The organism is Dietzia lutea (genome assembly GCF_003096075.1).
Taxonomy (GTDB): domain Bacteria; phylum Actinomycetota; class Actinomycetes; order Mycobacteriales; family Mycobacteriaceae; genus Dietzia; species Dietzia lutea.
Window position 1 is genome coordinate 1,502,312 of the sequence record NZ_CP015449.1, and the last position, 26,306, is coordinate 1,528,617.

The following is a 26,306-nucleotide window of genomic DNA, read 5'->3' on the forward strand; positions in this document are numbered from 1 at the left end:
GCCGCCCGGGCCTGCCGGGCGGTGCAGCCGGGGTCGACGACGACGAGTTCCTCGATCCCGACACCCGTGCGGACGCGGTGGTCGCGATCCGTCGCGCGCTCGAGGAGGACCTGCGATACGGCCCGGACGCCACCTCGCTGGCCACCGTGCCGGCGGACGCCCGGGCCACCGCACGCCTGGCGACCCGGTCCGACGGCGTGATGGCCGGCCTGCCGCTGATCGAGATGGTGCTGGGCGAGGTGATCGGCTCGGGCTTCTCCGTGACCCTCCACGCCCGCGACGGCGACCGCGTGACGGCCGGCGACGTCGTGGCCGAGATCAGCGCGCCCACGCTCGGGCTGCTCACCGCCGAGCGCACGCTGCTCAACCTGGTGTGCCACCTGTCCGGGGTCGCCACCGCCACCCGCGCGTGGGCCGACGAACTCGCCGGCACGAACTGCGCGGTCCGCGACACGCGCAAGACGATGCCCGGAATGCGGCTGCTGCAGAAGTACGCGGTGCGGTGCGGCGGCGGGGTCAACCACCGCCTGGGCCTGGGCGACGCGGTGCTGGTCAAGGACAACCACGTCGTCGCCGCGGGTGGGGTCCTCCCGGCGCTGACGGCGGTCCGCGAGCGCTTCCCGGAGCTGCCGTGCGAGGTCGAGGTGGACTCCCTGGAGCAGCTCGACCAGATGCTGGCCGCGGGCGTCGACCTGGTGCTGCTCGACAACTTCCCGGTGTGGCAGACGCAGATCGCGGTGCAGCGCCGCGACAAGGTCTCGCCGACCACCCGGCTGGAGTCCAGCGGCGGGCTCACGCTCCATGTGGCCGCGGACTACGCGCGCTGCGGCGTCGACTATCTCGCGGTCGGGGGCCTGACCCATTCGGTCGCGGTCCTGGACCTCGGTCTGGATATGTGAGACGCCCGCGCTTCGGCTTGACGCGTGTGAGGTCCGCCCCACGGGGGCGTTCGGGCTCGGGCGCCGGGCGGGAGGCCGCGTAAAGTCGTCTGCCATGACGGGGTTCTGGGACTCAGGCGAGAAGAGCACGGCGGCGGAGCGACGACTGCAGCGGATGGAGGAGGCCCGGCGCCGCGTCGAGGCCGGGGAGAACACCTCTCCGCCCCCGCCCCCCGCGCCCGCCAAGGCCACCCGCACCCGGTCCGCCCGCGCGCCGAAGGCCGCGACCGTCGACCCGCTGTCGGTGTCCGGCGCGCAGTTCGCGGTGTGGCGCAGCGTGCAGCACTTCTGCATCACCGACTCGACGCCCGACGCCCGCGGCGGGAACCTCGACCTGCTGGTCGCGTGGTCGGACTCCATCCAGCCGTTCCGCCTCCGCCAGCGGATCGTCGCCCGCCTGGACGACGAGGGCGCCTGGCTGCCGGTGTGCTACGCCAAGGACGGCTCCCGCGAACCCATCAGCCAGGCGCAGGCCGAGCGGTACAAGGAGGCCCGCCTCGGCGAGACCACCCTGTCCGGTGGGGCGCAGAAGCCGCTCAAGGACACCGACCACCCGGACGAGACCGTCACCCTGTAGGACGCCCCGCCGGGTCCGGTCCCGCCGGCGAGGCGGTCAGCGGTCCGCCAGCGAGAAACGCCGCCCCTCCGGCTGCGGGCCCGTCGCGACGACGACCTCCTCGGCCCCGGCCTCCGCGGCTGCCGCGTCGGTGGTCTCCTTGGCGGCGGTGACCTCGTCGTCGTCGTGGTCATCTCCCGCAGGGTCCCCCTCGCCGGTGGCGCGGACCATCTCACCGTCGCCGGGCAGCGGTTCGACCGCGACGATCGTCCCCTCGTCGAGTAGCGCGATGATCGCCGTGCGCGCGGCGCGGGCGTAGCGCAGGTTGCGCAGGGCGGGCGTGTCGGTGTCTGGGGCGGACGGGTCGACGTCGACCAGACGCAGCGGCTCGCCCGAGTGGGCTTCGTACGCCTCGCACACCGATTCGATCAGCTCGTCGAGTCCCAGGCTGTCGCGCTCGCCGAGCTTGTCCACGATGATCATGCGGGCCCGCTCCAGCGCGGGCTGCTCGGGCTCGGTGGCGGCGTCGATGGCGGTGCGGATGTCGTCGAGTGTGCTCATGCCCCGAGACTGCCAGCCCGCACGGCGATCCGCAGCCGGTGCAGGGCCGGTGCGCGGCCGGTGCGCGCGTCAACACGGCCGGTGCGCGTCCAACACCTCCGGCACGACCGTGACCACCACGTCCTCGATCTTCCAGCTCAGCTGCGCCAACCCCCGCCGGACCTCCGACAGCCGCTCGACGGTGACCTCCCGGCCCTCCGCGGGGACGAGGAAGGCCTCCACGTGGAAGACGTGTCCCTCGTCACGCACGCGCGCGCCGCGGTCGACGGCCCAGTCGACCTCGGCCAGCAGCTCGTCGATCTCGTAGACGAGCGGGTGTGGGTCGGTGCCGTCGAAGCGGGTGGGGCGCGCGTCGGCCAGCCCCTCGATCGCGCCGCGCATGTTGGACCAGCCGTCGCTGAGGATCGACACGCTCACCACCAGCGCCGCGACCGCATCCGCCCACCACAGCCCCAGGCCGATCCCGAACACCCCGACGATCGTGGCCAGACCGGTCTTCCAGTCGGCACGGTTCATGGCGGCGTCGGCGAAGAGCACCTTGTCGTGCAGCGCCTCGGCCGGCGCGAGCTTCATGCGGCCGAGGATGAACGGCCCGATGACCGACAGCGCCATCACCGCGACCATCAGCCATCCGGACCAGATGACGTGCCCGCCGAGCTCCACCACACCCAGCGGCGGCCGCTCGCCGGTGATCAGCCCGCTACCCGAGTCGACGATGAGGAACACGCCCATGGCCAGCAGCGACACCCCGGCCACGAGATGCCCGATGCCCACCGCCCGGTGGCGCCCGTACGGGAACCGCGCGCTCGGCGGGATCCTCGACACGCGTACGGCCACGAGGAACGCGATCGGCGGAAGGAAGGACAGCGAGTCCTCGATCCACGCCGCCTTCATCGCCTGCGACTGACCCGACACGGCATACACCGCCGCGACCGTCACGGCGAGAACGGCGAGGGTCACCCACTCCAGCCGGATCGCGCGGCGCAGTGCGGCCTGCTGCTCGTCGGGTAGGTCCCGACCGCCGAGCGCCGTCTTCCCGCTCACGATGCCTCCCCGCTCATGACGCCTCCCCGGTTCCGGCGAGGTACGTCTCCAGCTCCACGAGCAGGGCGTTCTCGCCGAGCGGCGTGGCCATCACCATCTGCTCGGTGTCGCCGTCCGGCGTGACCTCATCGGCGTAGGGCCGGGTCACCGCCACCTCTTTCTCCCACGGCGTATCGGACGTCAGCCCGCCGACGACCACGTCGAGATCGCCGCGGACCATCGCCATCACCAGTTCGCTCTCCGCGCCGGGCGTCCACTCCACGTCGGCTCCCTGCCGGGCGGCGAACCCACGCACCAGGTCGACCTCCCGCCCGGCGACGCGCCCGTCGTCGTACACCTCGGTCCACGGCGGGTTCTCCGAGACGCCCACCCGCAGCACGCCTCCGGTGATCCTGTCGAGGCTGCCGTCGGTGTCCCTGGGGAACGGCCCGCCGCAGGCGGCGGTGAGGGCGCCGGTGAGGGCGAGGAGGAGGACGACGACGAGCGCGTTCGGGCGCCCGGCCCGGCGCGACCGGCCGACCGGGATCCCACGATGCCGGACCTGCATGACTGACACCCTCCCGACGGTCTGCTCAGGACGAGAGTTCTACCAGGATCCCCGGCACCTCGGGGAGCAGCTCGCGGGCGAGGAAACCCGTGGGGCCGGTCCGCGCGGACAGGCGCTCGCCGGCCCGGCCGTGGCTGTAGGTGGCCCACGCGGCGGCCTGTGCCGGATCGGCCCCTCGGGCCAACAGTCCGGCGATGATGCCGGCCTTGACGTCGCCGGAGCCGGACACGCCGAGTCCGAACGACCCCGACTCGTCCCGCCAGAGCCTGCCGTCCGGGGTGGCGATCCACGACGTCGCGGTGCCGGACACCACGACCGCCCCGGCGCGGCGCGCGAGTTCGATGGCGTGCGCGGGCGTGTCGGCCTCGACGTCGTCCTCGTCGACGCCCAGGGTGCGAGAGAGCTCCTTGGGGTTCGGGCTGAGGACCACGCGGCCGTCGAGGTGCCTGAGGCCGTTGGGGTTCTCGGTCACGTACGCCATGCCGAGCGCGTCCAGCACCAAGGTGGTCTCCAGCCTGGGGATCACCTCGGCGAGCAGGTCCGTCGCGGCGGACTTGTCCCCGATGCCGGGGCCGAGGACCACGGCGTCGCAGGACTTCGCTAGCCCGACGATCGTCTCGGCGCTCACCGCCGCGAGCTCACCGTCCTCGCGCTCGGGCAGGCCGACGGTCTTGGATTCGGGGATGTGGATCGCCAGACCGGGCGCGACCGTCTCGGCCGTGGCGATCTGCAACTTGCCCGCGCCGCTGCGTAGCGCGGCCTCGCCGGCCAGTTTCACCGCCCCCGGGGTGGCCCGGCTGCCGCCCACGACGATCACCCGTCCGCGGCCCTCCTTACCCCCGCCGGGCGCGGGCAGTGGCCAGCCCCGCAGCAGATGAGGCGTGAGGACCGTCTCGGCCCCGCTCGCACCGTCGGATCGGCCGCCCGCCATGTCGCCGCCGGTCATGTCGCCGCGGTTCATGTCGCAGCCCCCTCCTGCGTCGTCGGCGTCTCACGCGTCGTCGGCGCGTCCGCCCGCTCTACAGCCGTCGTGTCAGCGTAGCGCTCGAGTTCGAGCTGGTCGTCCGACCGCTGGTAGGTCGTCACCGAGCAGTTCGGCAGCGGGTCCTCGCGGTCGATCGTCAGGACGTCATGCTCGGCCATCTGCTCGAGGGCCACGCGGAAGCACATGATGACCGCCTGGTGGCTGAACACGCACACCCGCTCGCCGGCGTACTGCTGCCGCAGGTCGGTGAGCAGGTAGCGCACGCGCAGCAGCACGTCGGTCCAGCTCTCGCCGCCGGGCGGGCGGTAGTAGAATTTGCCGATCCGGTCACGCCGCTCGGCCTCCTCCGGGTGGCGCTCCCGGATGCCCCGGCCTGTGTAGCCGTCCAGGACCCCCAGATCGCGCTCCCGCAGACGCTCGTCGGTGAGCAGGGTCGCCCCGCCCGTCGCCCCGCCCGCCGCCTCGAGGGCTGTAGACGCGGTGTCGGCCGCGCGGCGGTACGGCGAGGTCAGCCACACGGTGGGGCGGAGCTCCTCCGGTAGCTCGCCGAGCCAGGCGCCCACCGCGCGGGCCTGGCCGACGCCGGCCTCCGAGAGCGGGGTGTCGGCGTCGCGGTGGTCCAGGTCGAGGCGGTGGGCGCCGGCGGCGCGGGCTCGGTCGTCGGCGACGTTGCCGATGCTCTGTCCGTGACGGATCAGTAGGAGCCGCGCGAGTTCTGTCACGGCTCGAGGACCACCTTCACCGCACCGTCCTCCTTTTTCTGGAACATCTCGTACGCGCGCGGGGCGTCCGCCAGCGGCAGCCGGTGGGTGGCGAAGTCGTCGACGCCCAGCGGGTCCTCGTCGGTGAGCAGCGGCATGATGTCGGGCACCCAGCGCTTGACGTTGGCCTGGCCCATCTTCAGCGTGATCTGCTTGTCGAACAGCGTGAGCATGGGCAGGGGATCGGCGCTGCCGCCGTACACGCCGGACAGGGAGATGGTCCCTCCGCGGCGGACGATGTCGATCGCCGAGTAGAACGCGCCGAGGCGGTCGACGCCAGCGTTCTCCATCATCTTCTTGCCGAGGAACTTCGGCATCATGCCCACGGCCGCGTGCGCGGCGCTGGCGGCCGGGGAGCCGTGGGCCTCCATGCCGACGGCGTCGACGACCGAGTCGGGGCCGCGGCCGCCCGTCATGTCGCGGATGACGTCGCCCAGTTCGCCGGGCACATCCGTGGGATCGATGACCTCGACGCCGCGGTGGGCCTGGCGTGCGCGCCGCTCGGGGACGGGATCCACACCGATGACGCGGTGTCCGTGGTGGGCGGCGATGCGGGCCGCCATGTCACCGATCGGCCCGAGGCCCAGCACGGCGACCGTCCCGCCGTCGGGGATCTCGGCGTAGTCGACCGCCTGCCACGCGGTGGGCAGGACGTCCGACAGGTAGAGGTAGCGGTCGTCGGCGTGCTCGTGCGGCACCTTGATGGTCGTGTTCTGCGCCTGGGGCACGCGCAGGTACTCGGCCTGGCCGCCGGAGACGCTGCCGTACAGCTCGGAGTAGCCGAACAGCATCGCGCCCATACCCTGGTCGCGCACCTGGGTGGTCTCGCACTGGGTGTTCAGTCCCTTGTCGCACATGTAGCAGTGCCCGCAGGAGATCTGGAACGGCATCACCACCCGGTCTCCGGGCTTGAGGCCGGTCACCTCGGCGCCGACCTCCTCGACGATCCCCATGGGCTCGTGGCCGAGGATGTCCCCCTCGTGCATGAACGGCCCGAGGACCTCGTACAGGTGCAGGTCGGAACCGCAGATGTTCGTGCTCGTGATCTTGACGATCGCGTCGGTCGGCTCCTGGATCCGGGGATCGGGGACGTCCTCGACGCGGACGTCGCGCTTGCCGTGCCAGGTGACTGCCTTCATGTTCGGGCTCCTCTCTGGTCGTGCTATGCGCCTTCACGCATGTTCCCGACCGTAGTAACGACGCCGTCTGCCCGCATCCGGTGGACGGCCCCCGCGGCGTGCACGAGCGGCGCGGCCGGTCGCGGCCTCAGCCCAGTGCGCGCAGGACGCCCGAATGCGTCGTCACCTGGTCGGTGAAGGTCGTGACCACTACCTGACGCAGCACCGTCGCGCCGCTCTCCTGCCACACCGAGGCGAGCGTCGACGCGGTGAGCTCGTGAGGGCCCACGCGGAACTCGCCGAGGGTGTCCGAGACCAGGTGGCCGCGGCCGTCCTCCACCCGGTCGGTGGCCCGCACCCGCCAGCGTTCGAGCGTCGCAGCCGTATCCGCGAGTCGGTCGAGGAGCGTGTCGCGGTCGACCGCGGGGGTGACGCGTGCCAGCGAGATGATGACGGTCGGCTGGAATCCTTCGCGGTACAACCCGGGGTGTCCCCAGATCGCGACGTTGTCCACCGGCGCGGTCTGTTCGACCAGTCGCCAGCCGGGGCCCGGGTCGAGCTGGGCGAGTGACGCGTCATCCAGCGGTTCGAGGATGCGGTCACCGGCGTCGAGGAACTCGAACAATGACGTCATGAGAGCTCTTGTGCGCCCGCGCGTGGCCCGTCGGCCCGGATGATCGTTCCGCTCACGCGGTCCCAGCGGTCGCCGACTCGCATCTTGCGACGCATGTTCCAGTCCGGCCCCACGAAGAGCTCGGCGCCCTCGGGGGAGTCCAGCAGCGGCCGTAGTTCGGGGTTCTGCACCAGCAGGTAGATGGCGTTGACGAGGGTGTTCGGCTCGATCACGTACCCGGAGCAGTCGATGTTGATCACATCCGTACCGTTGATGTGGAAGCGCTTCCCCCTGCCACGGCTCAACGCCCCGTCACCAACCGCCACCTGGACACCGGCCCGCAGATTCCGTCGACTGGGTAGGTGGACGCGGCTGCGGCGGCCGGACTTGAGGTTGGCGTCAGCGACTGGCCGGAGATCTCGAATCTCGTCCCAGGGGATAGTGGCCTGGAACCGCCCGCGACGGTGTTCCAACTCGTGCGGGGTGAACCTGAGGTGGTGCCGGTGGCCGGCCACGACGAACGACGCAGCAGCGAACCCGTAGCACCCCACCGCGATCACGAGAAGGCGATTCGGCGTGAGTTCGGAGCCGACGGTCATCCGGGGATGCAGGTACTCGAGGGTCGCGAACATCGCCGTCGCGATGAGCCCCGTGAGTGTCGGTACATGTGTGCGCCAGAGGTGGGTCGTGGGCACGGGCTCTGACGGCAGTCCGGGCATTCTGGTGCTTCGCAGGTGGGTGAAGCCACCGACGACGGGGCCGATTGAGCCGAGGCACAGAAGAACGATCGCGGCACACAGAGAAGAAGCCGTCGCCCAGCCCGGGTCGGTGAGGAACGGCTCCAGGCCCAACGCTCCCACCAGCAGCACGAAGAGGGTTGCAGGGAGCCAGATCCACCGCGGATTCTGGGCCACGCGGTATGTCCACTGGTGACCGGCCGTCGGCGGTTGCACATGGTCGAGAGGCATGGTGTCACCTGCCCTGTCGCTGGTCGTCGAAGTGATCGCGAATTAGGCTCGACGTGACGACACTCGCACCAGCGGTGAGAAGGATTCCGAATGCGGCACCGGCGACGGTCCCGGCGCCGGGGACCACGCTTCCCGCGGCTGCCCCATAACCGGCAGCCGCGGCCAGCCCTGCCACGAACCCGCTTCCCTCTGCGATGAGCGTTTCGGACATCGGCTCGTCGTCAGGCGCACCGGCTATGCCCGCCGCGAGGCCCAGGGCACTACCGAAGGGCCCCAGCCCCTTGGCGACGGCGCGCGTCCCGGGTAACCCGTCGTCGCCAGCCCGGATCATGTCTTCGAGAGGCCGGGTCATGGCGTTGATGACCACTCCTGCGACGGTGGTCCGAAGATCGGCGTTGTCGCTGTAGTCGGCGATCGACCCGTGGAGGCGGTTGAGCTTGTCCGCCGTCTCGACGTCCAGAGAGTCGATCGCGCGGAGCGCGTCCTTGATGGTCACTTCGAGCTCGCGGAGTTCTCGCACTCGGGTCGCCTCCATGTCGGGAGGACACACCACGCTCCCGTCCTCCGCGACGGTCGCCCCCTGTCGGAGTGCCGCCTCGACGCCCGCCCGCAGCCGATCCCGGTGGATGGCGACGGATCGCGCGAACGAGGACAACGGATTCGCCGTACTGCGCAGGTCGTCTCCGAGTGCGAATGTGCGCCTACGCAGATCCTGAACCGATGAGCGCGCCGCGTCGACGGAGTGACCCTCCATCCCGTCCAGGACCCTCTCCGCATCGTCCCGCAGTCGGTCCGCGACGTCATTCGTCGCGGTGATACCCGCGCGGACCGCGCTCAGGCGCGATTCTGCGTCGTCCACCTGCCAGGCGAGTGCGTCGCTGACTCGTATCGGCACGGGTTCACCTCCCGCCGAACATCGCGGCGTTCTCTCCGTCCGTCATGACGATCACCCCGGTCGCGGTCCGGAGGCGGCCCGCCTCCTCCGACAAGTCGGAGCTCAGCCTGTCGGCCGACTGACTCAGCCGCGCGCCGAGCGTGCTCGCGATGGCCGCGACGCTGCTGCCCCTCAGACCACTCGCCAGCGTGGTGAGGTCGCCCTCCGGAGTGATCCCGCCGATCTGGTCGCCGTATCCGTCCACGCGCCGGGCGAGATCAGTCAGCTCGACCGGCGTGACGTCGAGAGGCCCGGTCATCGTGGCCCCACCGTGGGTCCGACCACCGGCCGCGCCGATTCCCTCTGACGGTCCCGCGCATCCCGGTGGAAGCAGCCCGGTGCTCTGGTGGCGCTCGTCGTCGTCGTCGTTCTCATACCCGCGTTCTCATATTCGCCTCGCTGGCCGTGGTGGCGTCGCTGTTGGTTCTGTGCGATCTGTCCGTGCACCCTGTTCGACGCGCGGGATCGGCGGTTCGGTTCCACGCTTCGCGGAGTCGAAACCGAGTCATCGTCACTCCACTGCGGATGAAGTAATCGTCATTCTGATCGGATTGGTCGGTGACCCGGCCCTGTCGACGGTGGTGGACATGACCAGATCGCCCGGGAACGGTTGGGACACCGATGACTGGCGGTACGCGCCGTACAACGACATCCGGGCCCCGCCTCGGAACACCGCGGTTTGGGTGCTGGGCGGGATCGTCGTGGTGTTGCTCCTCGTACTCGCGGCGGGGGTCGGCTACCTGGTCGCGTCCCCGGACGATCAGCCCGCCGCTGCACCCGGCGCGACTCCCATCGCTGCTCCCGTAGCGACGGAGAGCCCGATCGTCCCGTCGGCGGAGGCACCGAGCTCGCCGTCCGCGCCGACGCCACGGGCGGCACCGGCGGCACCGGGGGCGCCGGCCGCGCCGGAACCCGCCGTGGCCGTCGGTGACCTGGGGCTCGACACGCCCATGTCACGACCGGCGTGTGACGGCCGGGGTATCGTCGTCCTCTACTCGGCGGTCACCCCGGGCGCCTACGCCCAGGAGATCGCCTCTGGCTTGGCCAGGTACCCAGGAGCGTCCTACCTGCGGACGGACATGGCGTGCCCGTCCCTGCGCCCGCGCGACGAGAACGGCAACGTCATCTACGCGGTCTACCGGGCGTCGGGTTACACCCGGCAGGAACTGTGCGCGGACGTCCGCGCGGCGGGGCCCCCGGCCTACGGTCGGTGGCTGGACACCACCAGCGATCCGTCGGTTCTCGTCACCTGCTGACGCCGGCGCTGTGCCGGGATCACCGGAGGATGAGCGGGATGTGCTGCTCGGCCGCGGTGTTGGCGCCGTGATGGCCCAGGAGGGACGACTCCATCGGCTCGTGCTCCGACCGCGCGAGGATGACGCCGCCGCTCGCGATGGCGATGACATCACCGAGCCGGTCGGCGTAGGCGCGATCGGGACCGAAGAGGCGCTCGTCGAGGGCCTGCTCGCGGCTGATCACGCGGGCGTGACCGGCCAGTTCGGCTCGCCACGCGTGGAGGACGTCGTCGGCTGCACCCGGGCGGGCGTACGCGTGGCGGACGCGAGCTTCGCCGGCGACTATCTCGACATCGGCGAGGAGGGAGGGAGTCTGGTCGATATCGACGACGGTCTCGGCGCTGACCATTCCGTGATCCGCGGTGACGATGAGTCTGCAGTCGCGGGGGAGGTCGGTGGCGAGGTCGGCGATGAAGGCGTCGACATCGCGGAGCGACTCCAGCCATTCGGGAGAACCGGGGCCGTGAATGTGGCCGATGAGGTCGAGGTCTCCGTAGTACGCGTAGACGAAGCGCCTGGTTTTCGAGGGGCGGCCGACCGCGTCGATCACTCCCCGATTCACCTCGTCGAGAGAGATGGCAGAGCGGAATTCGCCGTCCGCCCGGAAGGCCGCTCGGGTCAGTCCCGATTCGCGGAACTCCTCACGCATCACGTAGGTGACGTCGACGCCGTCTGAGGCGAGGAGTTCGAGCAGGCTCGGCTGCCGCTGGATCCGGCGGGGAGGGAAGCGGTCCATCGCCGACGGACCGCCCGCCGAGTCGAGGGTCCAGCGCAATGGATTGAACGAGACGGCGGTGTCGTCGCCGTCGTCCGAGACTCGGAAGCTGTACCCCACGATCCCGTGTGTGGAGCACGGAGCGCCTACGGCGAGGCTCGTCAGGCTGGTCGCGGTCGTCGCCGGGAAGCCGGCGGAGATCATCCGGGTGGACATGGCGGCGAGAGTCGGGGCGTCGGCGGAGTACCGGCGAATCAGCTCGGCGCCGAGTCCGTCGACGAGGACCAGCACCGCGTCGCGAGCTGGTGCGATCCCGAGCGAGTTGTGCTGGCCGCAGCCCAGCGACGCAGCGACAGACGGCATGACATCGGCCAGCGAATGGGCAGAGGGCTCGATCGGGATCTCTGTCATGACTTCACCATCCCTCATCCGCCGCTGGTGAGGGCGGTAACCGGCGGCTCGCCCCCGTGGTGGCTGCCTCAGAAGGGTGGTGGTGGTTGGAGGAGTTCGTCGAGGTGGGCGTGGAGGGCGTGGAGGATGGCTTTTTCCAGGGCGCTGTCGGTGGGTTTGTTGCGTTGCCACCAGCGGCTGGCCGCGGCGGGGGTCATCCGTTCGCGCGTGGCAGAGATCGAGTCCGGGCCTGGGGTGGTGTCGGCGGTGGGCTCGGTTGGTGTGGTGCCGGCGTCGGTGGTGTTGCGGGCGGTGGCGCGGGCGCGTTCGCGGGCCAGGCGTTGGGCGCGGCGGGCGAAGTAGGTCGCCTCGTCCAGGATGCTGGCGCCGAAGACGGGGGCGGGGTTGCGGCGTTGCTGACGCGCCCAGGCGTCGGCTTCGTCGCGTTGGTGCTCGCGCCGGTACTGGGCCAGGGGGCCGTCGGGGCGGGTGAGCATGGTGGTGCCGTCGGGGGTGGTCACGATCAGGGTGCCGTCGGACTGCAACGTGTAGGTCCAGTCGGAGAAGGTTTTGAACCGGTGGTGGCGCCGGCACTGGCTCACCAGATTGGCCTCGACCGTGTGGCCGCCGCTGGCGGGGTCGGCGTGGTTGAACGGCACGACATGATCCAGGTCGCAGTCGTCGGCGGGGACCGCGCATCCGGGGTGGCGGCAGGTGCCGTCGCGGAGCCGGACCCGGCGCGCCAACTCGGCGCCGGGCCGGTATTTCAGGGCCGCGCTGGTGTCGTCGGCGGCGCCGATGCGGGGGTCGACCTGCTCGAACGAGGCGCCATCTGCGGTGGCGAGCATCTCCAGCAGGGTCTGCAGGGCGGCCTCGCCGGTGCGGGTGAACTCCACTCGCGCGCCGTGTTCGTCGCGGCCGTTGTCGCCGGTGGCGATGACGGTGACCTTCGGCCGCAACACCGGCGCCTGACCGCCGCCGGTGGGGGCGCTCGGGCCGCCCGGGCGACTCGGCGCGCCCGCGGGACCGCCGTCGGCGTCATCGGTGTCGGTGCCTGGGTGGGTGGGGGTGTCGCCGCAGATCAGGGACATCAGGGCGTCGGCGCGGCGTTCGGCCTTCGAGTAGTGCGGCTCCGGTTCGTCCGGGTCGGTATCGGGGTCGGCGGCCCGCGCCGCGGCCTGGGCGGCGGCTGCGCCTGCGTCGGCGGCGTCGTGTTCGGCGACCCGCTGATCCAGGGCTTCGGCCAGCACGGCGGCTTCCTCGGTCGCCAACAACGCGGAGACGCTGGACATGCCGTCGACGCCTTTGCCGATGCGCACGCCGCGGGTGCGGCTGGCGTCTTCTTTGCGTAGGCGGATGGCGTCGGGGTCGTGGCGGCCGATGACGGCGTCGATCTCATCGCGCAGGGCTTTGTCGCCCAGACGGATACCGGCGGCGACGCCGCCCAGGTAGTCCTCGACGGCCTGGCGCTGGATCTGCTCGAGAACATCGCCGCGGACGGTGGACATCTGCCGGGTGAGCAGCTCGGCGACGCGTTGTTCCATCAGGCCGGCGGCCATCGCCTCCAGGATCGCCGGGTAGCGGGTGTGCAGCTCCCACGAGAAGGACAGCATCTTCTCCGCGCGCCTAGCGGAGATCGACATCGCTGCCACCACATACCCGGCGGCGGCGACAAGGCCGTCAACAACAGCGTGGCCGGGGCGGGCCTCGTGGCTGCCGTCGATACCGTGCCCGTACTCGCGCCAGCATTCCTGCAGCAGGGCGTAGCAGGCGACCAGGCGCTGCGCGGCGGCGCGGTTCTCTGCCGCCCAGCCCTCACGCGCCGCCGCCGTCAAGCCCGTCAACGCCGAAGCACCGGACGGGCCGGCGGGGCCGGACGAGTCGGCAGAGCCGGATGAGTCAGCAGAGCCGGAAGGGGACGCGGGGCCGCCGGTCGTGCGCCCGGTGTCGCCGTCCATGCCCCACCCCCCGTGGTCGACTGTGCGGTCGCGCCGCGACTCGTCTCGAATACGTGTTCTATTCTACGCTCACGTGTTCGGCACCACAAGGGCTACGTCGGGAGACCCGCTACAGATCACGCATCGGCAACGACGCTTCGTGGACTCGAGATTTATGGGACCCTCATTAGTCGATCGGGGGAGACCGCCCGACGCACCGGAGTTCGGAGGCTCACCATGTCCAAGTCAATCGCTTACGTCGGCGCTCTGGCCGCCGCACTGCTCGTCGCCTCGGCGGGTACCGCAGCAGCTCAGAGCTCCGATCCTGCGGACACCGGCTCGATCCCGGGCTCCGCGGCCGCCGATGGCGAGAACGGTACGGGTGCCGAGAGCGGTGCCGGCGCCGAGGACGGCGGGACCGGCCAGCTGGGCGAACTCGGTGAGTTGCTGCCCGGCTCGGTCACGGGCTCGCTGCCCGGTTATGCCTCCGGGCCGCTGGGCTCCGCGGCGACCTTCGCCTGCAACGCCGGCAGCGCCGCCGGGCTGGCCGCGAATGCGATCGGCGCACCGCTGCAGGTGCCGGTCGGCGTGATCTGCGCGGTCCTCAACCCGGCTGCCCGGTCCGCAGACGCTCTGCTGGCGGGAGACGTCGATGGATCGGTCAGCGCGGTCCTCGGCGGTGTGCCGCTCGTGGGCGGCTCGCTGGCGGATCAGCTCGAGACCTCCTCGGCCACCGAGTCGGTCGAGGGATCGGTGGGCGAGCAGCCCGGCTCGCTGACCGAGACGTCGTTGTCGCCCGCGAACTGAGCCGCGGCGGCGCCTGACAGCACGCGGCGGCGCCTGACAGCACGCGGCGGCGCCTGACAGCACGCGGCGGCGCCTGACAGCGCCTGACCGCGCTGTCAGGCCCGCTGGCCGCGGCCGAAGGTCTCCGGCTCGACGGGCTGCTGGTCCTTCGGCAGCCCGGCCACGACGAGTCGGTAGGACTCGGTGACGAGCTCGGCGACCATCTCGGCGGTCAGCGTGCCGCCCGGGTACAGCGAGATCCAGTGCTGCTTGTTCATGTGGTAACCGGGCGTGATGTCGGCATGGGCGGCGCGTAGGGACATCGAGTCCGACGGCAACGCCTTGAGGACCACCTGGGGCTCGCCCTCGACCTCGGCGTGGAACATGAACATCTTGCCGCGGACCTTGAACACGTCGTAGTCCGGGCCGAACGGGAACTCCAGGGTGGACGTCGGCAGCTCGCGCGCCCGCGCGGCCGCGCACCTCTGGAGTTCCCGTCCGTTCATGCGGTCGACGCTACCGTCACCCCACGGGTGTCGGGTTGTGCTGCCGACACGGCGCCCGCCTCGCCGCGGACGCCGGGACCTGTCGCCTCGTCGACCGCCTCCCCGAACCGCGCCGCCAGCGGGTTCGCCAGGGTGCCCGCGAACTGCAGAGATCCGGCCTGGTCGGTCAGGTCCACCATCTGCTTGGTGTTGCGCAACTGCAGCCGGTTGAGGCACGAGTGCTTGAACCGTGGGGAGAACAGCGCCTCCCACGTGGGACGGTGCACCTCGCCGTCGTCGCCCGCCCCACCACGCCCGCCCGCGTCGTCGCCCGCGTCACCAGGGGCGAGCACCTCCAGGCACCGGCGCGTCTCGTCCCAGAACGCCGCGGCGTCGAGCACGCCGGCGGCGTCGAGGATCGCGGCGAGGTGGCGCAGCACCCCGTCCATCACGTCGGTCTGGATGCTCAGGGCGGCGGTCTCGGCGTCCACGACGTGACGGACGCGCTCGATGCCGTCGGGCAGCGGCAGGTCGCGGACCATCGCGACCTCCTCGCCGATGTCCTTGAACAGCGCGCGCCGCGGCGTGTGGTCGGGGCCCAGCACGACGATGACGTTCTCGCCGTGCGGCATGAACACGAGCCCGTGCGCGAGGAGGCACCGCGCGACCGGCAGCACGTAGGCGTCGAGCAGCGCGCGGAGCCACGTGCGGGCGTCGTGGCCGGAGCGCTCGAGGTGTTCGACGGCGAGGGCACGCCCGTGCAGGTCCACGTGCAGCATCGAGGCCAGCGTGACGGCCCGCTCGCCGTCGGCCAGCCGGGGGACCGGACTCTCCCGCCACAGTGCGGCGATCATCTTGGTGTGCGGACCCTCGTCGGACACGCCCGCGGCGGCCGCCCGGTGATAGGCGTCGCCGGTGTAGCCGACCGCGGCGACCTCGCGCAGGATCCCGAAGTCGAGCGCCCGTAGGACGGGGTCGGAGTCGACGATCCCGGCCACCCAGTCGTTGACCGCGGGGGTGTCGTGCATGTATTTCGGCGACAGGCCGCGGGTGAAGCCCATGTTCTGCACGGCCAGGGCGGTCTTGACATAGCCGCGGTCGGGGCGGGTGACGTCGAAGAACGTGCGCACGGACTGCTGGGGCCGGTATTCGCTGTCGGACTCGCCGAGGTACACCAGGTCGCGGCGGGCGAGGTCGGGGGCGAACGCCACCGCGATCTTGTGCTCCCACTGCCACGGGTGGACGGGCAGGACGCGGTATCCGGCGGGGTCGAGCCCGAGCGCGCGCAGGCGGTCGTCGCACCGCTCGAGGGCCTCGGCGCCGAACTCACGGGTGTAGAGCTCGCGCTCGTCGAGGCCGGCGACGGTGGCCAGGTGGCTGAGGTCGCGGCGCGCGGCGAGCCACACCAGCCGGACCGTCGAGCGGGACTCCGGCGTGTAGTGGTGCCGGTCGGTCAGTCCGAGGCCCACGCGTCCGTTGTTGGCGACGAAGCCGGGGTGGCCCTCGGTCATCGCCCCTTCGACCTCCTGGAGACCGGACTCGGCGAGCTGCTGCGCGGGCCGGTCGCGGTGGTGCAGGCAGAACGCGGCCGAGCCGAGCGTCGCGGCGATCTCCTCGAGGTAGACGCCGAGCAGCGTCTCCGGGATGTCCAGTTCCGGCGCGAGCGCGATGATGAGCTCCTGCGCGTCCGGTTCCGCCGACGCGCCGCCGACCTCGCGACGCAGCGACGCCTCGTCGATCACCCAGTGCTCCAGCGGCAGCACGCGGGCGCGGAACGACCACCGCTCGTCGCCGGCGCGGACCGTGTAGGTGTCCGTCGCGGCGTCGTGGACGGGCGCGAGGAGCCGTTCGTGGGAGAACTCGGCGAGGGCCTTGACGCACAGGTGACGGTGGGCGCGGCGCATGGCGTGTCCGGTGAGATGAGCGTGGCCGGTCAGGTGGGGGCGTCCGTGCCCGGCGTGGGTATCCGACGGCGACGACGACGAGATCACCCGCGTCCCGGCACCGATCTCCGACTCGCGGAACGCGTCGGCACCACAGAACGAGAGCAGTGCCGTCTTGTCGGGCAGGTCGACGGGGCCCGCCTCGTGGAAGCCGGCGCGGGCGTTGAGCCGGTGCACGGCCGTGTTCCGGATGTCGGGCTCCACGACCACCCGGCGGGCCGGCGAGCCGCCGATCATCGGGATCGCGAACGCCGTCTCGCAGATGGCGCCCATGACCGCGGCCGTGGTGCCGGGGACCGGGGTGCGGGTCGGCGCGACGAGCAGGTGCATGCCGAGGTCGCCGGGTTCGTGCGGGTACCGGCCGTTGAGCTCGACCTCGGCGGGGTCGTAGAACACGGCCAGGCCGGCGCGGAGGCCGTCGATGCGGACGATGAGCACCCGGCGGTGCGGGTCCGACGACCAGTCGGCGAGAAACTCCTCGACCTCCGCCGGCGTCGCTCCCTGCATACCCCAGTAGGCCGAGCTCGGATGGTCGAGCCAGGCATGCAGCGTGCGGAGGGTGTCTGTGCTGTCTGTGCTGCTTCCGAGGGAGAGCGGCTCGAGCGTGACGATCCCGGCCGGGGTGTGGACTGTGCTGACCGGGGTAGGAACTGTGCTGACGGGGTGGCTCATCGTGCCTCCTGGTGCCGGGTGGTCGGCGAGTCGTGTGCGGGGGCGGGCTGGGCGGGGTCGGCACCGTCGGCAGGCGCGCCGAACTGCTGGAACGCGATCGACGTCTCGACCGGGTAGACCTCGCGCCCGCAGATCGAGCGCAGGATGACGCTGTTGCGCATCGCCCCCATGCCCAGGTCCGGGGCGGTGAGCCCGTGCGTGTGCTCCTCCGCGTTCTGGACGTGGATCGTCGAGTGCGCCCGGTCGACGGTGTGGTCGCGGGCCACGCGGTACCGACCCCGCTCGTCGCGGTCGATCTCGTCGGCGATTCCCTCCAGGAACCGCGGCGGCGTGGGGGAGTAGCCGGTCGCCAAGACCAGCCCGTCGGTGTGATGCGTCCAGAACCGGCCGGTGTCGGCGCAGCTCAGGTCGAGTCGCAGCGCGCCGGGCGGGTCGTCCGCACGGGCCGCACCGACCGCACGGGCCGCGCCGTCCAGGGTGGTGGCCGCCGCGAGCAGGCCGCTGGCGAGGCCGTGGACCGAGCGGCGGTACAGCAGATCGTGGATCTCGTTGATGAGGTCGGCGTTGATGCCCTTGTACAGCGAGCGCTGCTCCCTCAGCATCCGGTCGCGCTGATCCGCGGGCAGCGCGTAGAAGTGGTCGATGTATTCCGGCGACGTCATCTCCAACGTGAGCTTGGTGTACTCCATCGGGAAGAACCGCGGGGACCTCGTCACCCAGTCGATGCGTGGGCCGTCGACGCCGGCGGACGAAAGCAGGTCGTGGTAGATCTCCGCGGCCGACTGGCCACTGCCCACCACCGTCACCGATCCCAGCGACAGCAGTTCGTCCCGCCGGTGCAGGTAATCGCTCGCGTGGAGCGCCACCGACCCGTCACCGTCCAGCGGCTCCCGGTCGATCGGCGCCCACGGGGCCGTCCCGATCCCCAGCACCAGGTGCCGGGTGCGGTAGGTCTCGGTGCCCTCCGGGGTGATGGCCGTGACCCGGTAGACGGGGGCCTCGTCGTCGTCGCCCCGTTCTTCTCGTCGGACGTCGACCACCTCCCGGCCCCAGCGCAGGCCGCCGACCCGTTCGGACGCCCAGCGGCAGTAGGCGTCGTACTCCGCGCGCAGCGGCTGGAAGTCTTCACGGATGTAGAAGGGGTACAGGCGCCCGATCTGCTTGAGGTAGTTCAGGAACGAGTACGGCGACGTCGGGTCGGCGAGCGTCACCAGGTCGGCCAGGAACGGCACCTGGATGGTGGCGTCGTCGAACATCAGCCCGTGGTACCACGCGAAGCCGTCGCGGGCGTCGAGGAAGACCGCGTCCAACCCCAGCGGCTCGGCCAGGCACGCCAGACCCAGGTTGAACGGGCCGATCCCCACGCCCAGCAGGTCGTGGACCTCCCCCGTCACGTCAGCACCCCCGCGGTCGTGGCCTCGCGCATCCCGGCGGCCAGGTACCGGGCGGCGGTACGGACGTCGGCCAGGACGGCGGCGACGTCCTCGTCGGCGAGAGTGGGGTCGAGGACGGTCAGCTTGAGGCACGGTCGCCCGTCCACGACGGTCGCGGCGACCAGCGAGCGGCCCGCTGCGAAGAGGGCGTCCCGGATCGGGCGGACCAGCGCGTCCGACTCGTCGTCGGAGACGGGGCGACCGTCCGCGCCGGCCGGGCGGGGGCGGAACAGCACCGTCGACAGGGCCGGCACGCGGACCAGTTCGAGCTCGGCGTCCGCGTCGACGGTGCGGCCGATGCGCGCCGCGACGTCGATCGCGCCGTCCAGCAGCCGGCCGATTCCGTCGGCGCCCATCACCCGCAGGGTCATCCACAGCTTGAGCGCGTCGAAGCGCCGGGTCGTCTGCAGGGACTTGTCCACCGCGTGGTCGTCACCGTCGGCGGGGTTGAGGTAGTCCGCGCTCACCGTGGAGTGTCGGAAGCCGGAGCCGTCGCGGAGCAGCAGCGCCGACGCGGCGACCGGCAGGAAGAAGGTCTTGTGGAAGTCCACGGTCACCGAGTCCGCCAGGTCGACCCCGTCGAGGAGGTCGCGGCGGGTGGGGGAGACCAGTAGCCCGCCGCCGTACGCGGCGTCCACGTGCATCCACACGTCGTGGCGGCGGCAGACCTCGCCGACCGCGCGCAGCGGGTCGATCGCGCCGTGGTCCGTGGTGCCGGCGAGGGCCACGACGGCCGCGACCTCGTGCCCGGCGTCCGCCAAGGTGGACAGCATGCGGTCGAGGGTGGCCGGATCCATCCGGTCGCCGTCGCCGGGCAGCGTCACCACGGCGTCCGGGGCCAGGCCCAGCAGGCGCGCGGCCTTGACCACGCTGAGATGGGCGTGCTCGCCGGTGACGATCCGCAGGCCCGGCAGCCGCGCGCAGCGGTCGCCGGTGTCGTCGCCCCCCGGCGCCGGCCGGCTGAGCCGGTCCTCGCGGGCGGTGAACAGGCCCTGGAGGTTGGACGCGGTGCCGCCGGTCGTGAACACCCCGTCGGGACGCCCGGACCCGTCGAACCCGATGAGGTCGGTGACCCAGTGGATGAGCTTCTGCTCGATGAGGCACGCGGACGTGCCCTGGTCCCACGTCTCCACGGCGGTGTTCACCGATGTCGCCAGGGCCTCGGCGGCGACGGCGGGGATCGTGATGGGACAGTTCAGGTGCGCGAGGTATCGCGGATGGTGGTAGCCCACGGCGTGGTCGAGGTACAGCTCACGGACCTCCTCGAGCGCCTTGTCGAGGGTGCCGAGCGGGGCGGACAGGTCGACGGCCGCGGTCTGCGCGGCCAACGCCGACGGAGACGCCGGGGATCGCGGCGTGGTCCGACCGTCGAGGTACCGGCTGACCTCGGCGGTCGCCGCCGCCAGGGCCGCGGCGTGGGCCTCCCGGTTCTCGCTGCTCAACAATGGATCGTTCACTGGTACTCCGACCTACTCGGGGACTTCGGTACCGGCGAACGCTAAGCAGGTTAGGCTTACCTAAACAACCGTTGGGTGAGATGAATCACTTTCTCGCTCAACGAATATGGAAATCTTTCTCGTGACCCTTGCGTTATGGCGCGCCTCGCCTCTACTGTGGCGCCTGGCCAGGTTAGCCAAGCCTAACTAGCCAAAGCGATCGTTTCAGTGGACGGAGATCCCATGACTGCACCCGCCCGGCGTTCCCGACTCGAGGCGGCGGTGTCCGACACGGCCCGCCCGAGGGCCCGGGCGGTGCTGTTCGTACTCACCGCGATCGCCGCGCTGCTGGCCCTGCTCGCGGGCTGTTCGACGGGATCCGTCGACGGGGGCGGCGAGTCTGCCGACACGACCGGCGTCGAGCGGCAGGGCGAGTTCCCGCGCACCATCACCCACGCCTACGGCGAGACGGAGATCCCGGAGGCCCCGCAGCGCGTCGCCACGATCTCCTGGGTCAACGCGGACGTCTCCCTGGCGCTGGGCGTCGTCCCGGTCGGCATGCCCCGTAACTCGTTCGGGGCCAACGCCAACGGTTCGACCGACTGGTTCGACGCCGAGCTCGAGGCGGTGGGTGGCGAGATGCCCGAGCTGTACTCCGAGACCGACGGCATCAACACCGAGGCGATCGCGGCGCTCGAGCCCGACCTCATCCTGGGGGCGTACTCCGGCATGACCGCCGAGGAGTACGAGACCCTGTCCAAGATCGCGCCGACCATCGCGATGCCCGAGGGCGACGTGCCGTTCGGCACCGCCTGGCAGGACTCGACCCGACTGATCGGTGAGGCGCTCGGCCGCAGCGAGGCCGCCGAGGAGCTCATCACCGAGGTGGAGGGCCAGATCCAGCAGGTCGCCGAGGACAACCCGGCCATCGAGGGCACGACCTTCGTCTGGGCCACCGTCGACCCCGAGGCCGCGGAGAAGATCTACGCGTTCACCGACGTCGACAACCGCCCGCGCTTCCTCACCCAGCTCGGGATGGAGCAGGCCCCGGTCGTCGCCGAGGCCTCCAGCGGCTCGCCCGACCAGTTCGCCGTCACGTGGTCGCCCGAGCGCGCCGACGAGCTCGCCTCCGACATCCTCATCACCTACGCGACCTCGCCCGAGGTCCGGCAGGCCATCGAGTCCGACCCGCTGCTCGGCCGCATCCCCGCGGTCGAGGCCGGCCGGATGGTCGTCCAGACCGACGAGCAGCAGGTGCTGTCGATCTCCGCGTCCTCCCCGCTGAGCCTGCCGTGGGCCCTGGAGAACGTCGTCCCCGACATCCTCGCGGCCGCAGAGCAAGAGCAGGCCTGACGACTGTGACCAGCCCCGCGACGCTCACGACCGCGCCCGCCCCCTCGGTGGGCGGGCCGATCGTGCCGGCCGCACCCGGACGCCGCCGTGTCGTGATCGGCACGGTGGCGTCGCTGGTGTTGCTCGTCGTGGGGATCGCGGCGTCGCTGTTCGTCGGCGCCCGTACGGTCGACCCCGCCGTCGTGTGGTCGGTGTTGGGCGCGCTGCCCGGCCAGCTGCTCTCCGGCGACCTCGCCGCCGCCGTCGCGCCCGGTTCGGGTGCGGGCATGGACGAGGTCGTCGTGGCCGCCCGCGTCCCCCGGACCATCACCGCGGTCCTCGTGGGCGCCGCGCTGGCCGTGGCGGGCGCGGGACTGCAGGGGGCCACCCGCAATCCCCTCGGCGATCCCGGGCTGCTCGGCCTCACCGCCGGCGCCGCGCTCGGCGTGGTGCTGGGTCTGGCCTTCGCCCCGGCCGCCGGTCCGTCCGTGGTCGCCCTGTTCTCCGTCATCGGCGCGCTGGTGGCCGGGATGGTGGTCGTGGGCGCGGGCCGACTCGGTGCCGACTCCGGGACCGGGCTCGTGCTCGCCGGGGCCGCCGTCACCGCCGGCTGCACCGCGGTCACGTCCTCACTGGTCATCGCGCTGCCCGGCGTGCTCGACCGCTTCCGCTTCTGGGGCCTGGGCTCCGTGGCCCGCTCGGGCGCCCCGGAGATCGGCGCGGCCGTCCCCTTCCTGCTCCTCGGGCTCGTCCTGGTCCTCGCCGGTGCCGCGGCCCTCGACGCGCTCGCGCTGGGGGACGACATGGCCCGCGGGCTCGGCGTCGGCCCGGTCGCCGGGCGCGCCGTCGTCCTGGGCGGGGTCGTCATCCTGTCCGGGGTCGCCACCGCGCTCGCCGGCCCCATCGCGTTCCTCGGTCTGCTCGTGCCGCATCTGCTGCGCAGGTTGGTCGGGGTGGGCAACCGCGTGGTCCTGGGCCTGTCCGTACTCGTCGGGCCGGCAGTGCTGCTGTTCGCCGACACGATCGGCCGCGTCATCGCGCCGCCCGGGGAGATCGCCGTGGGCGTGATGACCGTGGCGATCGGCGTGCCCTTCCTCATCGCCCTCCTGCGCGCCAACCGGGGGGTGAGCACCTCGTGAGCACGGCCGTCCTCGACCGTCCCGCCGAGCACGCCGAGACCGAACGGGTGGTCCGTCGGCTCTCGGCCCACCGTCGGCGGCACGCGCTCGGAGTCGTCGTCGGACTCGCCGCCCTCCTCGTGGTGGTCATGGCGGTGCGCGTCCTGCTGGGCCGCTACACGGTGACCATCCCCGACTTCTTCGCCATCCTCAGCGGCGCGACGATCCCCGGCGCGACGTTCGTCGTGATGGAGGACAAGCTGCCGCGCGCGGTGCTCGGCGCGCTCGCCGGCCTGGCGTTCGGCGCGTCCGGCGCGCTGTTCCGGCGCGTCCTGGGCAACCCGCTGGCCAGCCCCGACATCCTCGGCATCTCCCACGGGGCGTCCGCCGGCGCGGTGGCCGGGATGGCCCTGTGGGGTCTGCGCGGGGTCGGCGTCGTGCCCGCCGCGCTGGTGGGCTCCGCGGTCGCGCTCGCGATCGTCCTGGGGGCCTCCGCCGGCCGGCACACCGGCATCGTGGGCCAGCGCTTCCTCATCGGCGGCGTCGCGGTCGCCGCGCTGGGCACCGCCGTGGTCACCCAGCTCATCGCGCGCCTCCCGCTGACCGGCGCCCAGGAGGCCGCGGTGTGGACCGTGGGGTCGCTGTCCGGGGCGTCGGGCCAGCGCATCGCGTGGCTCGCCGTCGCGCTGGCCGTGCTGCTCCCGCTGGGCGGGTGGCTGCACACCGCACTCCGGCCCGCCGAGCTGGGGCCGGAGCTCGCCGTCGGCCTCGGATCCCGTCCCGTCCCCACCCGCGCCGCGGCCCTGGGCGTGGGCAGCCTGCTCGCCGCCGCGGCCACCGCGGTGGCCGGCCCGCTCGCCTTCGTCGCCCTGCTCTCCACCCCCGTCGCGGCCGCTATCGGTCGCGGCCGCCCGTCCATCGGCGCCGCCGCCCTTACCGGGGCCGTCATCGTGGTCGCCGCCGACATCGTGGCCTCCGAGGCGCTGAGCACCGTCGACCTCCCCACCGGCGTGGTGACCGGCGCCCTGGGTGCGCCAGCCATGCTGTGGATCCTCCTGCGTTCGAGAAAGGTGGCCTGATGAGCATTCCCTCGCCCGTCGCGCCCGTGCTACGCGCCCTGCCGATGGACCCGGAGCCCGAGCCCGATCCGGCCTTCCGGCTGCGTGGCCTCACGCTGGGCTACGGCACCGAGTCGGTGATCCGCGACCTCGACCTCGACATCCCCGCGGGCCGGACGACCGTGTTCATCGGCGCCAACGGCTGCGGCAAGTCCACCATCCTGCGCGCCCTGGGCCGCCAGCTGCGGCCGCTGTCGGGGACGATCGAGACCGGCGGGCGCGACGTCGCGTCGGTGAAGGCGCGCGAACACGCGCGCTCGGTCGCGTTCCTGCCGCAGTCGCCCCTCGTGCCCGAGGGACTCACCGTCGCCGAGCTGGTCGCCCGGGGTCGGCACCCGCACCGTCGCTGGTGGGGAGGGGGCGACGACGACGACACGGCCGTCGCCGAGGCGCTGACCATGACCGGCACCGCCGGATTCGCCCACCGGCGGGTCGACGAACTGTCCGGCGGTCAACGGCAACGCGTCTGGGTCGCGCTCGTCCTGGCGCAGGCCACGCCCACGCTGCTGCTGGACGAACCGTGCTCGTTCCTCGACCTCGCGCACCAGCTCGACATCCTGGACCTGGTCCGCGACCTGCCGTTGCCCGCAAGCCACCGCGGGAACGGGGGAGAGGGCACCGGCCGGCGCACGGTCGTGGCGGTGCTGCACGAGCTCAGCCTGGCCGCGCGAGTGGCCGATCACCTGGTGGCCGTGGCCGAGGGCGGCGTCGTCGCCGCGGGCCCGCCGGACCGGGTGATCACCAAGGAGACACTGCGTCGCGTGTTCGACCTGGACGCCGACATCATCACCGACCCGGCCACCGGCCACCCCGTGGTGCTGCCGCGGGGACGACGGAAGGGGACCACATGACCGCCATCGCCGTAGAGACACCGATCGTCGTCTCGCAGACCCGGGTCCTCGAGGCCTGCGATCTCGGGGACTCGTTCGTCCGCCTCGTGGTCGCGGGACCCGACCTGCACCGGTGGTCGGCCGAGGTCGTCGACCCCGGCACGGTGCGCGACTGCTACATCAAGCTCATCGTGCCGCCGCCCGGCGGGGGCGGCGTCATCCCCGACGCCGACGGCATCCGGGACTGGCTCGCGCTGCCCGAGGGGGAGCGGGGCTGGATGCGCACCTACACCGTGCGCCGCGCCGACACCGTCGACCTCGACGGCGAGGCCGTGCCCGCGCTCACGGTGGACATGGTGGTACACCCCGGCGACGACGAGGGGCCGGGCTCGGCCTGGGCGCGGACCGTCCGGCCGGGCGAGACCGTCCACATCGCCGGCCCCGGACGCGGACACGCGCCGTGGGCGGCCTGGGCTCCCGGGCGGGCCGCGCGTGTCGTGTGCGCGGGCGACGAGACCGCCGCCCCGGCCCTGCTGGCGATCGCCGACGAGCTCGCCGAGGAGCGGGCCGCGGCCGGGGCCGCCCCGGGCGCAGCCCCCGAGCGGCACGTGCAGATCGTGATCGAGGTGCCCACCACCGGCGATGCCGTGGCACTCGCCGACGGCGCCCCCGACTTCGTCACCGTGCTACCCCGCGCGGGCGAGCCCGGCGCCGCGGTGGCGCGGCACCTGGCCGGCGTGCTGGACCTGGGCGACGAGTGCGTGCAGACCGTCCTGGGCGGGCGGCGTCCCGCCGAGCGCGAGTGGCAGCCCGCCACCGCCGTGTCGGCCGGCGACCCGTACGTGTTCCTCGCCGGGGAGGCGAGCCTGGTCCGGGCCATGCGCCGACTCGCCGTGGACGCCGCCGGGGTGCCCAAGGAGGCCGTGGCGTTCATGGGCTACTGGAGGCGCGGCGCCGCGGAGTGCTAGCCCCGTCGGGGCCTGGCCTGATCCCGGCGCCGCCTAGGAGCCGTCCGGCGGCGGGTACGACGGATCCCGCAGCGCCCTGAGGACATGCGGATAGCGCGACCCGGGGAGACGGTTACCGACTGGGTCGAAGTGCAGGTCCTCGTCGTCGTCCTCCCATGTGTCCACCGTGAGGCGGCCCAGCGTCCGCCACCTGCCGAGGGGCGTGGCGTGCTGCAGCGTCCACGTGCCGCCGTCGCCGCCGGGGATCGCGGCCAGCAGGAGCGGGCGGCCGGCGATGAGCACGGGGAACATCGAGGTCATCGTGCGGCCGGTCGTGCGCCAGCCCGCGGTGAGGACGTAGCGGCTCAGCGGGCCCGTCCCCGTACTGGCCAGAAGGATGTCCACGGGTCGCTCGGCGTGGATTCGGACGGCCATGCCGCCGATGTCGGGGACCGCGTCCGGCAGTCCCACCGCCCGCGAGAAGCGGACGGTCGCCGGCCAGCGGCCCGTGATGTCCAGCAACGGGGAGCCCGTGCGTCCGACCCCCGTCACGCTCAGCGTGGCCTTCGCGATGACGCCCTTGGGATGCAGCGCCTTGGGGCGGGCCAGTCGCGCTAACGCGGCCACCGCGCCGAAGGCCGTTCCCACAAGGCTGGACACCGGCGCCGACCGCAGTGCCACCTCCTTGGACTCGCGCGTCGAGGGCACGAGCGCGGACGAGGCGGCGGAGTCGTCCGTGTCGGCCGGGGTGGGTCGGCCGCGGCCGGGTTTCCGGGTCTCTCGGGACATGAGGCCACGATACCCAGCGGCGAGCGGACGGGAGTGGTGCTGATCACACGCCGGG

At 72.3% G+C, this 26,306-nt stretch carries 26 protein-coding genes; 9 read left to right on the forward strand and 17 right to left on the reverse strand.

Going from position 1 to position 26,306, the window contains the following annotated elements:
• Nucleotides 1-11: 11 nt before the first annotated feature.
• Nucleotides 12-899 carry a carboxylating nicotinate-nucleotide diphosphorylase gene (gene nadC / locus A6035_RS06750; protein ID WP_412523617.1) on the forward strand — a complete coding sequence of 296 codons (888 nt, stop codon included), beginning with the start codon at nt 12-14 and terminating at the stop codon, nt 897-899.
• Nucleotides 900-993: 94 nt separating this feature from the next.
• Nucleotides 994-1,515, forward strand: a complete 522-nt coding sequence (locus A6035_RS06755; protein ID WP_108847150.1) for a hypothetical protein — start codon at nt 994-996, stop codon at nt 1,513-1,515.
• Nucleotides 1,516-1,551: 36 nt separating this feature from the next.
• On the opposite strand, the gene A6035_RS06760 is transcribed toward A6035_RS06755, so the two are convergent.
• From A6035_RS06760 to A6035_RS06805, 10 genes are all read right to left on the reverse strand, one after another.
• Nucleotides 1,552-2,055 carry a hypothetical protein gene (locus tag A6035_RS06760; protein ID WP_108847151.1) on the reverse strand — a complete coding sequence of 168 codons (504 nt, stop codon included), beginning with the start codon at nt 2,053-2,055 and terminating at the stop codon, nt 1,552-1,554.
• 69 nt (nt 2,056-2,124) lie between these two features.
• Nucleotides 2,125-3,099: a cation diffusion facilitator family transporter gene (locus A6035_RS06765; RefSeq protein WP_108847152.1), complete on the reverse strand. Its 975-nt coding sequence runs from the start codon at nt 3,097-3,099 to the stop codon at nt 2,125-2,127.
• Between the two features lie 13 nt (nt 3,100-3,112).
• On the reverse strand, nt 3,113-3,646 hold the full coding sequence (locus A6035_RS06770; protein ID WP_108847153.1) for a substrate-binding periplasmic protein: 534 nt from the start codon (nt 3,644-3,646) through the stop codon (nt 3,113-3,115).
• A 25-nt stretch (nt 3,647-3,671) separates the two neighbouring features.
• Nucleotides 3,672-4,607: an NAD(P)H-hydrate dehydratase gene (locus A6035_RS06775; RefSeq protein ID WP_200836343.1), complete on the reverse strand. Its 936-nt coding sequence runs from the start codon at nt 4,605-4,607 to the stop codon at nt 3,672-3,674.
• Nucleotides 4,604-5,353, reverse strand: coding sequence for a histidine phosphatase family protein (locus tag A6035_RS06780; RefSeq protein ID WP_108847154.1), 750 nt, complete (start codon nt 5,351-5,353; stop codon nt 4,604-4,606). The genes A6035_RS06775 and A6035_RS06780 overlap by 4 nt, the downstream gene beginning before the upstream one ends.
• The gene (locus A6035_RS06785; RefSeq protein ID WP_108847155.1) at nt 5,350-6,531 is read right to left on the reverse strand and encodes a zinc-dependent alcohol dehydrogenase; all 1,182 of its coding nucleotides are present in this window, start codon (nt 6,529-6,531) and stop codon (nt 5,350-5,352) included. The genes A6035_RS06780 and A6035_RS06785 overlap by 4 nt, the downstream gene beginning before the upstream one ends.
• Before the next feature lie 127 nt (nt 6,532-6,658).
• Nucleotides 6,659-7,144 (reverse strand): hypothetical protein, encoded by a 486-nt coding sequence (locus A6035_RS06790; RefSeq protein WP_108847156.1) that lies wholly within the window; start codon nt 7,142-7,144, stop codon nt 6,659-6,661.
• Nucleotides 7,141-8,091 (reverse strand): hypothetical protein, encoded by a 951-nt coding sequence (locus A6035_RS06795; protein ID WP_162533989.1) that lies wholly within the window; start codon nt 8,089-8,091, stop codon nt 7,141-7,143. The genes A6035_RS06790 and A6035_RS06795 overlap by 4 nt, the downstream gene beginning before the upstream one ends.
• 4 nt (nt 8,092-8,095) lie before the next feature.
• Nucleotides 8,096-8,986, reverse strand: coding sequence for a hypothetical protein (locus tag A6035_RS06800; protein ID WP_108847158.1), 891 nt, complete (start codon nt 8,984-8,986; stop codon nt 8,096-8,098).
• Nucleotides 8,987-8,990: 4 nt separating this feature from the next.
• Nucleotides 8,991-9,284 (reverse strand): WXG100 family type VII secretion target, encoded by a 294-nt coding sequence (locus A6035_RS06805; protein WP_108847159.1) that lies wholly within the window; start codon nt 9,282-9,284, stop codon nt 8,991-8,993.
• A 328-nt stretch (nt 9,285-9,612) separates the two neighbouring features.
• Here A6035_RS06805 and A6035_RS06810 point away from each other — a divergent pair, with 328 nt between their 5' ends.
• Nucleotides 9,613-10,281, forward strand: a complete 669-nt coding sequence (locus A6035_RS06810; RefSeq protein WP_235026708.1) for a serine/threonine protein kinase — start codon at nt 9,613-9,615, stop codon at nt 10,279-10,281.
• A gap of 19 nt (nt 10,282-10,300) precedes the next feature.
• Here A6035_RS06810 and A6035_RS06815 read toward each other — a convergent pair whose 3' ends face one another.
• The gene (locus tag A6035_RS06815) at nt 10,301-11,446 is read right to left on the reverse strand and encodes an alkaline phosphatase family protein (RefSeq protein WP_108847160.1); all 1,146 of its coding nucleotides are present in this window, start codon (nt 11,444-11,446) and stop codon (nt 10,301-10,303) included.
• 68 nt (nt 11,447-11,514) lie between these two features.
• A complete protein-coding gene (locus A6035_RS06820) occupies nt 11,515-13,383 on the reverse strand; it encodes an HNH endonuclease (RefSeq protein WP_244192567.1) in 1,869 nt (622 codons plus the stop codon).
• A 216-nt stretch (nt 13,384-13,599) separates the two neighbouring features.
• Between A6035_RS06820 and A6035_RS06825 the strand changes: the two genes are divergently transcribed.
• Nucleotides 13,600-14,169 carry a hypothetical protein gene (locus A6035_RS06825; RefSeq protein ID WP_108847162.1) on the forward strand — a complete coding sequence of 190 codons (570 nt, stop codon included), beginning with the start codon at nt 13,600-13,602 and terminating at the stop codon, nt 14,167-14,169.
• Nucleotides 14,170-14,264: 95 nt separating this feature from the next.
• Here A6035_RS06825 and A6035_RS06830 read toward each other — a convergent pair whose 3' ends face one another.
• Genes A6035_RS06830 through A6035_RS06845 form a run of 4 tightly spaced genes read right to left on the reverse strand, consistent with a single transcriptional unit; the run spans nt 14,265 to nt 20,123 of the window.
• Nucleotides 14,265-14,654, reverse strand: a complete 390-nt coding sequence (locus A6035_RS06830) for an MmcQ/YjbR family DNA-binding protein (protein ID WP_108847163.1) — start codon at nt 14,652-14,654, stop codon at nt 14,265-14,267.
• A complete protein-coding gene (locus A6035_RS06835) occupies nt 14,651-17,248 on the reverse strand; it encodes a GNAT family N-acetyltransferase (RefSeq protein ID WP_108847164.1) in 2,598 nt (865 codons plus the stop codon). The genes A6035_RS06830 and A6035_RS06835 overlap by 4 nt, the downstream gene beginning before the upstream one ends.
• Complete coding sequence (locus A6035_RS06840; RefSeq protein ID WP_108847165.1) at nt 17,245-18,642, reverse strand: lysine N(6)-hydroxylase/L-ornithine N(5)-oxygenase family protein; 1,398 nt, start codon at nt 18,640-18,642, stop codon at nt 17,245-17,247. The genes A6035_RS06835 and A6035_RS06840 overlap by 4 nt, the downstream gene beginning before the upstream one ends.
• Complete coding sequence (locus tag A6035_RS06845) at nt 18,639-20,123, reverse strand: pyridoxal phosphate-dependent decarboxylase family protein (RefSeq protein WP_108847166.1); 1,485 nt, start codon at nt 20,121-20,123, stop codon at nt 18,639-18,641. The genes A6035_RS06840 and A6035_RS06845 overlap by 4 nt, the downstream gene beginning before the upstream one ends.
• Nucleotides 20,124-20,360: 237 nt before the next feature.
• Here A6035_RS06845 and A6035_RS06850 point away from each other — a divergent pair, with 237 nt between their 5' ends.
• The 5 genes from A6035_RS06850 to A6035_RS06870 are packed head-to-tail and all read left to right on the forward strand — an operon-like array spanning nt 20,361 to nt 25,483.
• On the forward strand, nt 20,361-21,470 hold the full coding sequence (locus A6035_RS06850) for an iron-siderophore ABC transporter substrate-binding protein (protein WP_108847167.1): 1,110 nt from the start codon (nt 20,361-20,363) through the stop codon (nt 21,468-21,470).
• Between the two features lie 5 nt (nt 21,471-21,475).
• Nucleotides 21,476-22,588: a FecCD family ABC transporter permease gene (locus tag A6035_RS06855; protein WP_244192568.1), complete on the forward strand. Its 1,113-nt coding sequence runs from the start codon at nt 21,476-21,478 to the stop codon at nt 22,586-22,588.
• Complete coding sequence (locus A6035_RS06860) at nt 22,585-23,646, forward strand: FecCD family ABC transporter permease (protein WP_108847168.1); 1,062 nt, start codon at nt 22,585-22,587, stop codon at nt 23,644-23,646. Before A6035_RS06855 ends, A6035_RS06860 begins: the two co-directional genes overlap by 4 nt.
• Before the next feature lie 44 nt (nt 23,647-23,690).
• Nucleotides 23,691-24,536 (forward strand): ABC transporter ATP-binding protein, encoded by an 846-nt coding sequence (locus tag A6035_RS06865; protein ID WP_108849127.1) that lies wholly within the window; start codon nt 23,691-23,693, stop codon nt 24,534-24,536.
• Entirely contained in the window at nt 24,533-25,483 is a 951-nt protein-coding gene (locus A6035_RS06870; protein ID WP_108847169.1) for a siderophore-interacting protein, read from the forward strand. The genes A6035_RS06865 and A6035_RS06870 overlap by 4 nt, the downstream gene beginning before the upstream one ends.
• 33 nt (nt 25,484-25,516) lie before the next feature.
• On the opposite strand, the gene A6035_RS06875 is transcribed toward A6035_RS06870, so the two are convergent.
• Nucleotides 25,517-26,251, reverse strand: a complete 735-nt coding sequence (locus tag A6035_RS06875) for a phosphodiesterase (protein WP_108847170.1) — start codon at nt 26,249-26,251, stop codon at nt 25,517-25,519.
• Nucleotides 26,252-26,306 lie beyond the last annotated feature (55 nt).

What these genes read in the sequence shown, in the direction of transcription:
- A6035_RS06755 (WP_108847150.1), top strand. Translation starts at nt 994, where the DNA reads ATGACGGGGTTCTGGGACTCAGGCGAGAAGAGCACGGCGGCGGAGCGA.
- A6035_RS06760 (WP_108847151.1), bottom strand. Translation starts at nt 2,055, where the DNA reads ATGAGCACACTCGACGACATCCGCACCGCCATCGACGCCGCCACCGAG.
- A6035_RS06770 (WP_108847153.1), bottom strand. Translation starts at nt 3,646, where the DNA reads ATGCAGGTCCGGCATCGTGGGATCCCGGTCGGCCGGTCGCGCCGGGCC.
- A6035_RS06775 (WP_200836343.1), bottom strand. Translation starts at nt 4,607, where the DNA reads ATGAACCGCGGCGACATGACCGGCGGCGACATGGCGGGCGGCCGATCC.
- A6035_RS06785 (WP_108847155.1), bottom strand. Translation starts at nt 6,531, where the DNA reads ATGAAGGCAGTCACCTGGCACGGCAAGCGCGACGTCCGCGTCGAGGAC.
- A6035_RS06790 (WP_108847156.1), bottom strand. Translation starts at nt 7,144, where the DNA reads ATGACGTCATTGTTCGAGTTCCTCGACGCCGGTGACCGCATCCTCGAA.
- A6035_RS06795 (WP_162533989.1), bottom strand. Translation starts at nt 8,091, where the DNA reads ATGCCTCTCGACCATGTGCAACCGCCGACGGCCGGTCACCAGTGGACA.
- A6035_RS06805 (WP_108847159.1), bottom strand. Translation starts at nt 9,284, where the DNA reads ATGACCGGGCCTCTCGACGTCACGCCGGTCGAGCTGACTGATCTCGCC.
- A6035_RS06810 (WP_235026708.1), top strand. Translation starts at nt 9,613, where the DNA reads ATGACCAGATCGCCCGGGAACGGTTGGGACACCGATGACTGGCGGTAC.
- A6035_RS06815 (WP_108847160.1), bottom strand. Translation starts at nt 11,446, where the DNA reads ATGACAGAGATCCCGATCGAGCCCTCTGCCCATTCGCTGGCCGATGTC.
- A6035_RS06820 (WP_244192567.1), bottom strand. Translation starts at nt 13,383, where the DNA reads ATGGACGGCGACACCGGGCGCACGACCGGCGGCCCCGCGTCCCCTTCC.
- A6035_RS06825 (WP_108847162.1), top strand. Translation starts at nt 13,600, where the DNA reads ATGTCCAAGTCAATCGCTTACGTCGGCGCTCTGGCCGCCGCACTGCTC.
- A6035_RS06830 (WP_108847163.1), bottom strand. Translation starts at nt 14,654, where the DNA reads ATGAACGGACGGGAACTCCAGAGGTGCGCGGCCGCGCGGGCGCGCGAG.
- A6035_RS06835 (WP_108847164.1), bottom strand. Translation starts at nt 17,248, where the DNA reads ATGAGCCACCCCGTCAGCACAGTTCCTACCCCGGTCAGCACAGTCCAC.
- A6035_RS06850 (WP_108847167.1), top strand. Translation starts at nt 20,361, where the DNA reads ATGACTGCACCCGCCCGGCGTTCCCGACTCGAGGCGGCGGTGTCCGAC.
- A6035_RS06865 (WP_108849127.1), top strand. Translation starts at nt 23,691, where the DNA reads ATGGACCCGGAGCCCGAGCCCGATCCGGCCTTCCGGCTGCGTGGCCTC.
- A6035_RS06870 (WP_108847169.1), top strand. Translation starts at nt 24,533, where the DNA reads ATGACCGCCATCGCCGTAGAGACACCGATCGTCGTCTCGCAGACCCGG.
- A6035_RS06875 (WP_108847170.1), bottom strand. Translation starts at nt 26,251, where the DNA reads ATGTCCCGAGAGACCCGGAAACCCGGCCGCGGCCGACCCACCCCGGCC.